14 protein-coding genes are annotated in these 13,373 nt (G+C 41.4%); all 14 read right to left on the reverse strand.

Annotated features, from left to right (window positions below):
- Positions 1 to 349 precede the first annotated feature (349 nt).
- Complete coding sequence (locus tag ACFI4Z_RS16810) at positions 350 to 2,143, reverse strand: choice-of-anchor I family protein (protein WP_462671569.1); 1,794 nt, start codon at positions 2,141 to 2,143, stop codon at positions 350 to 352.
- Positions 2,144 to 2,278: 135 nt separating this feature from the next.
- Positions 2,279 to 3,637: a bifunctional UDP-N-acetylglucosamine diphosphorylase/glucosamine-1-phosphate N-acetyltransferase GlmU gene (gene glmU, locus ACFI4Z_RS16815; protein WP_462671570.1), complete on the reverse strand. Its 1,359-nt coding sequence runs from the start codon at positions 3,635 to 3,637 to the stop codon at positions 2,279 to 2,281.
- 279 nt (positions 3,638 to 3,916) lie between these two features.
- Positions 3,917 to 4,339, reverse strand: a complete 423-nt coding sequence (locus ACFI4Z_RS16820; protein WP_462671571.1) for a F0F1 ATP synthase subunit epsilon — start codon at positions 4,337 to 4,339, stop codon at positions 3,917 to 3,919.
- Between the two features lie 13 nt (positions 4,340 to 4,352).
- On the reverse strand, positions 4,353 to 5,738 hold the full coding sequence (gene atpD, locus ACFI4Z_RS16825; RefSeq protein ID WP_462671572.1) for a F0F1 ATP synthase subunit beta: 1,386 nt from the start codon (positions 5,736 to 5,738) through the stop codon (positions 4,353 to 4,355).
- A 33-nt stretch (positions 5,739 to 5,771) separates the two neighbouring features.
- Positions 5,772 to 6,632: a F0F1 ATP synthase subunit gamma gene (atpG, locus tag ACFI4Z_RS16830; protein ID WP_462671573.1), complete on the reverse strand. Its 861-nt coding sequence runs from the start codon at positions 6,630 to 6,632 to the stop codon at positions 5,772 to 5,774.
- A 60-nt stretch (positions 6,633 to 6,692) separates the two neighbouring features.
- A complete protein-coding gene (atpA, locus tag ACFI4Z_RS16835; RefSeq protein ID WP_462671574.1) occupies positions 6,693 to 8,234 on the reverse strand; it encodes a F0F1 ATP synthase subunit alpha in 1,542 nt (513 codons plus the stop codon).
- Between the two features lie 14 nt (positions 8,235 to 8,248).
- Positions 8,249 to 8,782 carry a F0F1 ATP synthase subunit delta gene (atpH, locus tag ACFI4Z_RS16840; protein WP_462671575.1) on the reverse strand — a complete coding sequence of 178 codons (534 nt, stop codon included), beginning with the start codon at positions 8,780 to 8,782 and terminating at the stop codon, positions 8,249 to 8,251.
- Positions 8,783 to 8,798: 16 nt separating this feature from the next.
- A complete protein-coding gene (gene atpF, locus ACFI4Z_RS16845; protein WP_099297124.1) occupies positions 8,799 to 9,269 on the reverse strand; it encodes a F0F1 ATP synthase subunit B in 471 nt (156 codons plus the stop codon).
- A 41-nt stretch (positions 9,270 to 9,310) separates the two neighbouring features.
- Positions 9,311 to 9,553, reverse strand: a complete 243-nt coding sequence (gene atpE / locus ACFI4Z_RS16850) for a F0F1 ATP synthase subunit C (RefSeq protein ID WP_008112128.1) — start codon at positions 9,551 to 9,553, stop codon at positions 9,311 to 9,313.
- A gap of 59 nt (positions 9,554 to 9,612) precedes the next feature.
- Entirely contained in the window at positions 9,613 to 10,470 is an 858-nt protein-coding gene (gene atpB, locus ACFI4Z_RS16855) for a F0F1 ATP synthase subunit A (RefSeq protein WP_058561984.1), read from the reverse strand.
- Between the two features lie 15 nt (positions 10,471 to 10,485).
- Positions 10,486 to 10,866, reverse strand: coding sequence for an ATP synthase subunit I (locus tag ACFI4Z_RS16860; protein WP_462671576.1), 381 nt, complete (start codon positions 10,864 to 10,866; stop codon positions 10,486 to 10,488).
- A 142-nt stretch (positions 10,867 to 11,008) separates the two neighbouring features.
- Positions 11,009 to 11,932: a ParB/RepB/Spo0J family partition protein gene (locus ACFI4Z_RS16865; protein ID WP_462671577.1), complete on the reverse strand. Its 924-nt coding sequence runs from the start codon at positions 11,930 to 11,932 to the stop codon at positions 11,009 to 11,011.
- Between the two features lie 20 nt (positions 11,933 to 11,952).
- Positions 11,953 to 12,738, reverse strand: coding sequence for a ParA family protein (locus ACFI4Z_RS16870; protein WP_394193849.1), 786 nt, complete (start codon positions 12,736 to 12,738; stop codon positions 11,953 to 11,955).
- A gap of 13 nt (positions 12,739 to 12,751) precedes the next feature.
- A complete protein-coding gene (gene rsmG / locus ACFI4Z_RS16875; protein ID WP_058561988.1) occupies positions 12,752 to 13,372 on the reverse strand; it encodes a 16S rRNA (guanine(527)-N(7))-methyltransferase RsmG in 621 nt (206 codons plus the stop codon).
- Position 13,373 lies beyond the last annotated feature (1 nt).

The following is a 13,373-nucleotide window of genomic DNA, read 5'->3' on the forward strand; positions in this document are numbered from 1 at the left end:
TATTTACTTTATCTCGCTAGGGCTGCGCATGTTACGCTTTCCATTTTTTTTGTCAACACTTAATTTTTAAGAAATTTTAAAATTAAGTTTTACTCGACTCACTTACCGTTTATTCAGCGCTTTTCATTGCTGCCTGCCGGGTCAGTGGATGCGCATTATAGGGATTATTTGGAGGCGGTCAATGCTTTATTTTAGTTTTATTAAATTAATTGCAATTTAGTACAATAACCATACAAACAAAGGGCTGCAGATACTATTTAGTATAATAAACAAACAAAAGTACACTTATTTGTGAGAGAGAGAAAGCGATACATCATTAGGCATGCATCGCTCTTATTTTTATAGTTTACTATTTTGTGCTAATTTCCCAAACCGCAATGGAACCTGAAATTTCGTTACCAACAATCAACAACGCTTGATTAGTTGCACTTTCAGACGCTGGAATAAAACTCATACCTTCGGGGGCAAGATCACCGCTGATTTGCGCTCCAGTTTCTAAGCCTCGATTGTAGAAGTAATCTTGAAATTTCACATCGTAAGGATTGGTTATATCAAATACCATTATCCCACCCATTCTCTCTAAACCTACAAAAGCAAATAGTCGGTCATTTATTTCACCTAATGTTAAAGCCTCTGGTTCAGCACCTTTATCATCTGAGCGAGTATCACCTTTGTTTTCGTCTTCGTTATTATTAAATGCGTCACCATGAACAGAAGCTGTAATACGGCCTATCGTATCTCCCGAGTCAAATACCACCAGCCCGTTACTATCCCAAATAGTAAACGAACGCGCGCCATACGCATAAAGAGCCTCGTATTGACCATCTTCATTACTATCACCTTTCACCGTAGTTACTTTTAAACGACCAATATCGTTATCATCATTGTTTAAGTAATCAAAATTGCTAGCAAGAGCTAAGTCCTCAACACGGCTTTCGTCTATATAGGCAAGGCACCCATCGTCTTCATCATAATCTAGGCCACCTTTAGCTGTGCAATCTGCTTCATCAGTTGCATCAAAAAAGTATTCACGCGCATCGCCTTCATTTGCTGAAACAATAAAGTTTGCACCTTTCCAGCTAAAGCTTGAAATTGTGTCTGGCTGATACATACCATATAGACCTGGGTATGAATTGAAATTTATACCACCATCTTTATCTGAGGCGTCTATTTGTAAATTAGCCCAGGCTTTGAATCCCAACCCTTTTAGCTCAAGGCTATTATCTTCAAGGTTAACAATAGCGAGACCGTTATTTTCTTGAATTGATACAAAAGCGTATTTATTATCTTTAGAAATGCTTACATATTCAGGCTCTAAATCCATAGCAACAGTGGTACTAATTAAATTACCATTAATAGTGCGCCCTCTTGGATTTGCAAAAACGAGTCCTTTCGCTTCAAGTGCTGCTTGCTGGTTGTTATAAGCAGCAAAACCAATACTCGTGGCGGTATCTTCAATCACACCCTCTACGACATTGATGATACTAATTGAGCCTTCAGGATCAATACTGTAGTCACCATTCGGTTCACCTTCATTTGCAACAACCACTTTTGTGCCGTTATGAGTAAACGTAACCATATCGGGTAAAAAACCAGCCGTAACGTTCTTAATGAATACAGGGCTGTCGCCACTGATGTCGTAAAACGCAATTTGACCCGCTTCTCCAACGTTCTTTGCTGCCATCGCTACCGCGAGTAATTCATTATTGGAATCTATTGCTATGCTGTTTGCATCGCCTGGTGTATTTTCATTCAGGGAAAGTGTAATTGCAGTGCTCAAATTCGTGGTATTAATTATACCTTCGTTATCTTTTACAAGTGCGGCAGTATCAAAGATATCAGCAGGGATAATATTTATCACAGCGGCATCACCTGAACTATTTATTGCGTATATCCATTTTTTTGATTTTTGATATGCGACAATTTCAGCTGCGCCTTCTGGACTTTGTGCATTGAGCACCGCTCGACCAATAAGATTTATATTAAGGTCTGAATTTGCATTAGTGCCGTTTACACCATCTGTTCCTGCGATTCCTTGCGCACCGGGCTCGCCTTGAGTACCGTTTATCCCATCATCCCCTTCAAGAGCGCAACCTGTGAGTACCGATAAAATAGATAGCGCAAGTAGTGTTCTTCGTAACATTATTATTTCCTTAGTATTGTAATTAGCTAAATATCAACACAAAGGCATGACAACAATATGGCACTTTTATTTAATTACTTTTATGCAATAAAAAAGCGAGTTTTTAACCTCGCTTTTTAAAAGAAGAAAACTTAATTATTTTTTAACGGGTCGCTTCCAACCATCTAGGTTTCGTTGTTTTCCACGAGCTACAGCTAGTTGTTCATCTGCGACTGAATTTGTAATGACAGACCCTGCCCCAATTGTGGCTGTTGCACCGATATTAACGGGTGCGACAAGTGAGGTGTTTGAACCAATAAATGAATTATCACCAATAATGGTTTTAGATTTATTCACGCCATCGTAGTTACATGTGATGGTACCTGCACCGATATTGACCTTTTCACCAACTTCAGCATCACCAAGGTAAGTTAAGTGATTTGCCTTAGAGCCTTTTCCAAGACGCGATTTTTTCATCTCTACAAAATTACCGATATGCGAATCTTCTTCCATAATCGCACCTGGACGCAAACGTGCAAAAGGACCCAGCGTACATTTATCAGCAACGCTTGCCTCTTCAATTAAGGTATTCGCTTTTATAATCACATTATCGCCAACGGTACAGTTTTTAAGCACACAGTTAGGTCCGATCTCAACGTTATTACCTAAAGTAACTTTGCCCTCAAATATAACGTTCACGTCAATCAGTACATCTTCACCTGTTCTCACTTCTCCACGTACATCAATACGTGCAGGATCGGCAAGAGTCGCACCGTTTAGCATCAACTCTTCAGCTTGCCACGCCTGATAAGCACGCTCAAGGCCTGCAAGTTGTACACGATTATTGGCGCCTTCAACTTCCATTGGGTGATCAGGTTGTGCCGAGCTTATTTCAACGCCTTCACTATGCGCCATGGCAACGATATCTGTTAAATAATATTCACCTTGGGCATTCTCGTTAGATAGATTACCTAACCAGCTTTTTAATAGCTTGCCATTCACCGCCATAATACCGGTGTTTACTTCAGTAATTAATAACTGCTCTGGTGTTGCATCTTTTTGTTCAACAATACCAACCAATTTTCCATTTACACGTAACATACGGCCGTAGCCATTTGGGTTCACTAAATTAACAGTGAGTACCGCCAAGCCATTCTTTGGCGTCGCTTCAAGCAAGCGTTCAAGGGTAGATTGTTTGGTCAGTGGTACATCACCGTACAAAACTAAAACAGTGTCTTCATCATTAATGTACGGGTTAGCTTGCGCAACCGCATGGCCTGTGCCTAATTGATCAGCTTGTAAAACCCAATTGACTTCGTTACCGGCTAGTTGTTGTTGTAATAATTCGCCGCCATGACCATAAACTAGGTTGGTTGAAGTCGCCCCCAACGCATTGGCATTATCTATAACATGTTGCACCATTGGTTTACCCGCAACCTTATGTAAAACTTTTGGAAGCGCTGAACGCATACGAGTACCTTTACCCGCAGCTAAAATAACTGTCGTAAGTGACATTAAAACAATTTCCTTCTTTCTTTGTTTTAGTTAACTAATACAACCCTTGACTCTGACTATGTGGTCACGCATGCCACTTCATGTGCACATACTCGCAGCAAAAATAATCTTATGCTGCGTACCTAAATTGAGTGAGTGGTTGCTTATCTGTCGTTATTGTAGCGAGGTTTGGTGAAGGATATAAGTATAAGAAGTGATCTAATGCACTCTTTGCATCAATAATTTATTCTAAGCACAAAAAAGCCCACATAAAGTGGGCTTTTAATAAACCGGATAGGCTTACTTATTACGTAATTGCTGAATAACGCGTAACTGGGCAATTGCCTCAGCTAATTGAACAGCTGCTTGGTTATAATCTAACTCAGCAGTACCACCTTGTTCCATTTGTTTCTCAGCGTCACGCTTAGCTTGCTCTGCAGCTTGTTCGTCTAAGTCTTCACCGCGAATAGCTGTGTCTGCAAGTACAGAAACAATATTCGGTTGAACTTCTAGCGTACCGCCTGCAATGTAGATGAATTCTTCTTCACCAAACTGCTTAACTAAACGTACCATACCAGGTTTAAGGGCAGTGAGTAGTGGAGCGTGACCAGCATTAACACCTAGTTCACCTTCACTACCACTTACTTGAATAGATTCAACTAAACCAGAAAATAATTTCTCTTCAGCACTTACTACATCAAGATGTACAGTCATAGCTGCCATACTACCCTCCTAATTACATGCCTTTGGCTTTTTCTTGAGCTTCTTCGATAGAGCCAACCATGTAGAACGCTTGCTCTGGAAGGTCATCAAACTCACCGTTTAAGATGCCTTTAAAGCCAGCAATAGTATCTTTTAGTGAAACGTATTTACCTGACGCACCTGTAAATACCTCTGCCACGAAGAACGGCTGAGATAGGAAACGCTGGATTTTACGTGCACGAGATACAAGTTGCTTATCTTCGTCAGAAAGCTCGTCCATACCTAGGATTGCGATGATGTCTTTAAGTTCTTTGTAACGCTGAAGAACTGTTTGAACGCCACGTGCAGTATCGTAGTGCTCTTGACCAATTACTTGAGGGTCAAGTTGACGTGAAGATGAATCAAGTGGGTCTACCGCAGGGTAGATACCAAGTGAAGCGATATCACGAGAAAGTACAACTGTTGCATCTAAGTGAGCAAAGGTTGTTGCTGGCGATGGATCCGTTAAATCATCCGCAGGTACGTATACCGCTTGGATTGAAGTAATTGAACCAGTCTTAGTAGATGCAATACGTTCTTGAAGTACACCCATTTCTTCAGCTAGTGTAGGCTGGTAACCTACCGCTGATGGCATACGACCAAGAAGTGCTGATACTTCTGTACCTGCAAGTGTGTAACGGTAGATGTTATCTACGAAGAAAAGTACGTCACGACCTTCGTCACGGAATTTCTCAGCCATAGTAAGACCAGTTAACGCTACGCGTAAACGGTTACCTGGAGGCTCGTTCATCTGACCGTATACAAGCGATACTTTATCAAGTACGTTTGAATCGTTCATCTCATGGTAGAAATCGTTACCCTCACGTGTACGCTCACCAACACCTGCGAATACTGAGTAGCCGCTGTGTTCGATCGCGATGTTACGGATAAGTTCCATCATGTTTACGGTTTTACCAACACCGGCACCACCGAATAAACCAACTTTACCACCTTTAGCGAATGGACATACAAGGTCGATTACCTTGATACCAGTCTCTAAAAGTTCAATTGAACTTGATTGCTCTTCATATGAAGGTGCTGCACGGTGAATAGACATACGGTCTTCTTCGCCGATTGGACCCGCTTCATCGATTGGCTCACCAAGTACGTTCATGATACGACCTAACGTTGCAGTACCAACTGGAACTTTAATCGCTTCACCTGTATTTTCTACTGAAGCACTACGACGTAAACCGTCTGTAGTACCTAGTGCGATAGCACGTACCACACCGCCACCTAGCTGTTGTTGAACTTCTAGAGTCAAACCTGCTAAATCGCCATCTGTTACTCTTAGTGCGTCATACACGGCTGGCACGTTGTTTTGCGGATATTCAATATCCACAACGGCACCGATAATTTGGACGACCTTACCTAAACTCATGTCTATTCCTCTCTTAAATCTTTGCCAGAAGCATTAAACTGCGGCTGAACCAGAAACAATCTCACTAATTTCCTGTGTGATTGCAGCTTGGCGCGCCTTGTTATAAATAAGCTGTAACTCATCCATAAGGTCGCCAGCGTTATCAGTTGCAGCTTTCATCGCAACCATACGGGCAGCCTGTTCAGAGGCAGCGTTCTCAACTACACCTTGGTATACTTGAGACTCAATAAAGCGTACTAACAGCGCTTCTAATATCGCGTCTGGGTTTGGCTCATACAAGTAGTCCCATGCATGTGCAGAAACTTCTTTTTCAGCTTTTGGCAAAGGGAGTAACTGATCTATCATTGGCTCTTGCTTCATGGTATTAACGAAGTTGTTATATACCAAGAATAAACGGTCAATTTTACCTTCAGAAAATGCATCTAGCATTATTTTTACAGGACCAATTACGTCTTGTACTGAAGGTTTATCTCCTAAACCCGCTTTTTTAGCGAGCAGTTGACCACCAAAACGTTGGAAAAAACCTGCAGCTTTGCTGCCTAAAGTTGCAAACTCGGCGTCTACACCTTTTTCTTTCCACGCTTTAACGTCTTGTGCAACTTTCTTAAACTCATTTGAGTTTAAACCGCCACACAAACCACGGTCAGTAGAGATAACAATATAACCAACTCGTTTTACTTCACGTTCTTCTAGGAACGGGTGAGTAAAATCAAGATTTGCTTGAGCAACACGACCAATCACTTTACGTAATTTTTCAGCGTATGGACGGCTTGAAGCCACTCGTTCTTGCGCCTTTTTCATTTTAGACGCAGCAACCATTTCCATTGCACTGGTGATCTTTTGAGTATTTTTAATACTGCCGATCTTGCTTTTAATCTCTTTTCCGCTGGCCATGACTCTCTCTCCGAATCAAGGTGAGCTTTAGCAAGCTAAAGCACACCATTAATAACTAAATTACCAAGTTTGCGTAGACTTGAACTTCTCTAGAAGTTCTTTAAGCTGCGCTTCGATCTCGGCGTTGTAGTTACCTGTTTCATTGATTTGAGCCACAAGCTCTGCGTATGTGCTGTTTGCATAAGAAAGTAAAGCGGCTTCGAAATCCATAATTTTAGCGATTTCGATATCTTTTAGATAACCTTTCTCAGCTGCAAATAACGACAAAGACATTTCAGCAACAGACATTGGCGCGTACTGTTTCTGCTTCATTAGCTCTGTTACACGCTCACCATGCTCAAGTTGAGCACGTGTAGCATCATCAAGGTCAGACGCGAACTGCGAGAACGCAGCTAATTCACGGTACTGAGCTAGGGCTAGACGGATACCGCCACCTAGTTTCTTAACGATTTTAGTCTGTGCAGCACCACCAACACGCGATACCGAGATACCAGCATTTACTGCCGGACGGATACCTGAGTTGAATAAGTCAGTTTCTAAGAAGATCTGACCATCGGTGATAGAGATAACGTTAGTCGGTACGAACGCAGAAACGTCGCCGCCTTGAGTTTCAATGATTGGCAATGCCGTCAATGAACCTGTTTGACCTTTCACTTCACCGTTCGTAAATTTTTCAACGTAATCAGCGTTTACACGCGATGCACGCTCAAGAAGGCGAGAGTGAAGATAGAATACGTCACCTGGGTATGCTTCACGGCCTGGTGGACGCTTAAGTAGCAATGAGATTTGACGGTAAGCAACAGCTTGCTTAGATAAATCATCATATACGATTAATGCGTTTTCACCACGGTCACGGAAGTATTCACCCATAGTACAGCCCGAGAACGGAGCTAGGTACTGAAGTGCCGCAGACTCAGAAGCAGATGCTACAACTACGATAGTATTTGCAAGTGCACCGTGCTCTTCTAATTTACGTACTACGTTAGCAATAGTAGATGCTTTTTGACCAACCGCTACGTACACACACTTAACGCCTGTGTCTTTTTGGTTGATGATTGCATCGATTGCTAGTGCAGTTTTACCTGTTTGGCGGTCACCGATAACAAGCTCACGCTGACCACGACCAACTGGGATCATAGCATCGATAGATTTGTAACCAGTTTGTACTGGCTCATCTACTGATTGACGCTCGATTACACCTGGTGCAATTTTTTCTACAGGTTCAAAACCGTCGTTATCTAAAGCGCCTTTACCATCGATAGGAGCACCTAGTGTGTTAACAACACGACCAAGTAGACCCGCACCAACAGGAACTTCTAAGATACGACCAGTTGTGTATACTTTTACGCCTTCTGTAAGGTCAGCGTAAGGACCCATTACTACTGCACCAATTGAGTCACGCTCAAGGTTTAGTGCGATAGCATAACGGTTGCCAGGAAGCTCAATCATCTCACCTTGCATACAGTCAGCTAGACCGTGGATGCGGATGATACCGTCAGTAACAGATACAATAGTACCTTCGTTACGAGCTTCACTTACAACTTCGAACTTCTCAATACGTTGTTTGATCAGATCAGAAATTTCAGTGGAATTAAGTTGCATGCTCTTTTTCCCAATTACGATTGTAGTGTTGTGGCTAAGCGGTTTAATTTTCCGCGAATAGAGCCGTCGATTACAGTATCACCAGACTTAATAATTAGTCCGCCAACCACTGTAGCGTCTTCACTACAATTCAGCTTAACTTTGCGTGCGAAACGTTTTTCAAGTGCCGCTACCAATGATTCTTGCTGCTGTGCAGCCAGAGGCGTTGCCGAAATCACATCTACTTCGATTTCTTTGTCGTATTCAGCTTTAAATTCAGCGAATAACTGAGCAACTGCTGGTAGGGCGATCAAACGTCCATTTTCAGCCATCACCTTCACTAGGTTCTGACCTTGTTCGTTGAGCTGCTCACCACATAAGTTAATAAATAACTCAGCTTGTGCTGAAGCAGTAGGCAATCCGGCTAAAATGGCAAATGCCTGTTCATTGCTGGCAACGTGGCCAGCAAAGAACAACATATCATTCCAGCTTTCAATGGTGCCTTTTTCAACGGCAAGTTCAAAAGCCGCTTTAGCGTATGGGCGAGCGATAGTAGTCAATTCAGACATGCTCATACCCTCCTAATTACAGCTCAGCGACAAGTTTTTCAACGATGTCACTATGTGCGGCTTGATTGATTTCGCGCTCTAAAATACGTTCAGCACCAACCACTGCAAGAGTAGCTACTTGTTTACGTAGCTCTTCTGTTACACGGTTACGTTCTGCTTCGATTTCAGATTGCCCTTGAGCAATAATTTTTTCACGCTCTTGCTGACCACGAACTGTTTCTTCGTCAACAATTAGCACGGCACGCTTTTTAGCTTGATCAATGATATCAGCCGCTTGAGCTTTTGCATCTTTAAGCTGATCAGCAGCTTTCTTTTGCGCAAGTTCTAAGTCTTTCTCGGCTCTATCAGAGGCAGCTAAACCATCTTCGATTTTCTTTTGGCGAGCTTCAATTGCACCGTTTAATGGTGGCCATACGAATTTCATACAGAAAAGTACGAACACCGTAAATGCAATTAATTCACCGATAAGAGTGGCGTTTAAGTTCACAACCGCTCCTCCTTAAATAGTAAGCTGTTCAAAAAATAAAATTAAAGTACGAACAACAATACCATCGCGATACCAACACCAATCATTGCTACAGCATCGATTAGACCAGCTAGGATGAACATCTTAACTTGTAGTGAAGGAGCAAGTTCAGGTTGACGCGCACATGCTTCTAGGAATTTACCACCCATGTTACCAAAACCAATCGCTGTACCAATTGCACCAAAACCAATTAGTAGTGCAACTGCGATGTATTTTAAGCCGTTTAAAAGTTCTAAAGCTTCCATTTATTTCTCCAAAGTTTCAATTGTATATTAAAGTTAAAGTAAAATTGTAAATCTAGTAATTAGTGATTATCAGAGCTTGCCATGCTTAGGTAAACGATTGTAAGCATCATGAATACGAACGCTTGTAATACGATTACTAAGATATGGAATACTGCCCAGATAAAGTGCAACGGAAGTTGCATTAAACCAACTGCGCCGATTAAGATGAAAATCAACTCACCAGCATATAAATTACCGAACAAACGCAGTGCTAGCGAGAAAGGCTTAGCAACAAGAGCAATAAGTTCAAGTAACAAATTAAATGGGATCAAAAGAATTTGAACCAATGTGTTATTAGAGCTGAACGGGTGAAGCGTTAACTCTTTAATGAAACCACCGATACCCTTGATTTTAATTGAGTAACCGATCATCAATAAAAACACACCTAGCGCTAGCGCTGCTGTTAAGTTGATATCAGTAGTAGGTACGATTTTCATGTATACATCGTGTGAGTCCATACCAAATGCAGTTTCGCCAACAAATCCAGCAAATGCAGGTAAGAAATCAACAGGTATTAAGTCCATTAAGTTCATTAAGAATATCCACACGAATATTGTTAATGCTAATGGTGCGATAAGCTTGCTCTTACCGTGGAAGGTATCACGTACGTTGTCGCCAACGAACTCAACAATCATTTCAATAAAACATTGAAATTTACCCGGTACACCCAGTGTTGATTTTTTAGCGGCACTACGGAAGATCCATAAAAATATAAGACCTAAACCGATAGACCATGCGAGGGTATCTATATGCCATGTCCAGAAACCACTATCCGCACATGCTTTATTGAAGGCAAGACCGGCGTCGGTCGAGCACATCTTAGCATTGGTTAAGTGGTGCTGAATATGGCTAGATAGAGTAACTTCTTCTGCAGCCATGTTATATCCCAAAAGTTAATGTTTAAAAAAAACGGGTGCAAACAATCCTGTTATTAGCGCAAGTACATAAATACTAAAAAAAGGTAACATTATTACCGTAAAATGCTTTAGTACTAGCGCAAACAATATGATTGTCAGCAAAAATTTTAGCCCATTACCACGCTTTAGCGAGGTATACGCTTGATTTACTCTACTAGCACCCATATACCTGAATGCATAGATGGCAAATACACAGTGGGGAAGTACCGCTACAGCGCCTCCAGCTAATGCTGATAGGCCGGCGTTGACCCCCCAACCGAGAAAAATAATTATGGCAGCAACCAATGCTACACTACCTTGCAAACAGATTAATTTAAATGCAGCCAATTGATAAGGCGCTGCTAACTTATTAGTCACGTTTCGTTAACCTTATTGGCGTTCTATTTGTCAGGGTATGAAAACTGGCGAAATTATACTGAATCCTGCCAGTTTTGCAACTTGAGTCGGTGTATTGTGGTGCAAAAATGAGACAATTGTCTCATTTTGGACATGATATTAATTAATGCTGGGAATAGTCTTGGTTTATACGATTTAAAATTCCATCCAACTCATCTAAATTAGTGTAGGAAATAACCAATTTACCTTTGCCTTTTTTGTTGTAGTTGATTTCTACTTTGGCGCCTAAATTATCAGCTAGTTGCTGTTCTAACTGTTTGACATCTGGATCTTTTTCTAAAGGCTCTTTTTTAGGTGCGGGCTCTAAAATTGAACGAACTAACTTCTCTGTTTCACGAACAGTCAGCGCTTTTGCTACGGCAAGTCTGGCAGCATCAGATTGCGACTCACCTTCTAATGCCAACAAGCAGCGTGCATGGCCCATTTCGATGTCACCATGCTCTAACAATATTTTAACATCATCGTTTAAGTTATTTAAGCGCAGTAAATTAGTAACAGTGGTGCGGGATTTACCTACCGCCTCAGCAACTTGTTGGTGTGTTAATTCAAATTCATTTAGTAAACGACTTAATGCTATCGCTTCTTCCATTGCATTTAAGTCTTCACGCTGAATATTTTCAATAAGCGCGATAGCGACAGCCGCTTCATCAGGGACATCTTTAATAATACAGGGAACAACATCAAGCTTCGCTATCTGTGCTGCACGCCAGCGACGCTCACCGGCAATAATTTCATAACTATTTTCTGCAATTGGGCGCACTACGATTGGCTGGATAATACCTTGTGAACGAATTGAGCTGGCAAGCTCTTCAAGTGCTTCTTCCGACATGTCTTTACGCGGTTGGTATTTACCTGAATGTAAGAACTCAATCGCTAATTTCTGTAAATCAGACTTTGGACCATCAACTGATTGTTCTATTACAGGTGATAACTCAGCCGAATCTTGATTTACTGACGTTGGTGCTGGTTTTGATGAACTTAGTAAAGCATCGAGTCCTCGGCCTAAACCGCGTTTTTTAGCAGACATGTTATTTTTTTACCTCAAAGTTAGGCGACGACAGGAGATTTTTTTTCTTTTCTGCGAAGCATTTCACCGGCAAGGGCTAAATATGCTTTAGCGCCACTTGATGCCCGGTCATAGTACATAGCGGGTGCGCCAAAACTTGGGGCTTCGGCTAAACGTACATTACGTGGAATGACAGTACGGTATACTTTATCACCAAAATGTTGTTTTAACTGTTCTGATACATCGTTTGCTAATCGATTACGTGGATCGTACATCGTACGCAATATACCTTCTATTTGCAGTTTTGGATTAACCATCTTAGCAAGTTGGGTAATGGTATCCATCAAAGCAGTTAATCCTTCAAGAGCATAATATTCACACTGCATTGGCACTAAAATGGAATCTGCAGCAGCCATTGCGTTTACTGTTAACATATTTAGAGAAGGTGGGCAGTCGATAAAAATAAATTCGTATTGATCCGATATTTTCTCAAGTGCATTACGTAAGCGTATCTCGCGAGCAAAAAGCTCCATCAGCTTTACTTCTGCTGCGGTAACATCGCCATTAGCAGCAATTAAATGATATTCACCAGAGGTCTCTTTGCATACTACTTCATCGATTGGCTTTTCTTCGATTAATAAATCATAGATGGTTGCAACATCACTGTATTTATCAACACCGCTTCCCATGGTCGCATTACCTTGCGGATCAAGATCGATTAATAGCACTTTGCGTTTTGTTGCTGCCATAGAAGCTGCTAAATTTACAGCTGTGGTGGTTTTACCCACGCCGCCTTTTTGATTTGCTATTGCAATGACTTTTGCCACAGTGCTCTGATCCCTAGTCTTTAGAAAGAATAATTAAATGTCTTTGTGCATCTAACTCTGGAACTTCCAATGCTATTTTTTGCTCAAATTTAATGCCTGCAGGTAATGATTCTAGTTCGTCACTAGGAAACACACCTTTTAATGCTATAAATTTACCTGAATGATCAATCAAGTGTGAACACCAGTCAACCATATCTTGCAATGAAGCAAATGCACGACTTAATACACCATCTAATTTAACACTTGGTTGGTATTGTTCAACTCTAGACTGAACTGGGGTGACATTTTTAAGGCCAAGCTCATGTTTAACTTGCATTAAAAATCTTACTCGCTTGCCTAAACTATCTAGTAAAACAAACTGAGTATCGGGTAGCGCTATCGCTAAAACAATACCCGGTAAGCCAGGGCCGGTACCAACATCTATATAATGATGACCGGGTAGGTGAGGAGCAACAACTAAACTATCCATGATGTGTTTAATCATCATTTCCTCTGGCATACGCACAGACGTTAGATTATATGCTTTGTTCCATTTGTTAAGTAGCTCAACATATTGAACGAGTTGCTGCTGTTGTTTTTCAGTTAGCGCAATATCAGTTTGCGCTAACAAAGAGGTCAATTGTTGCTGTAACACA

It is taken from the genome of Pseudoalteromonas sp. RWi3 (assembly GCF_054960735.1).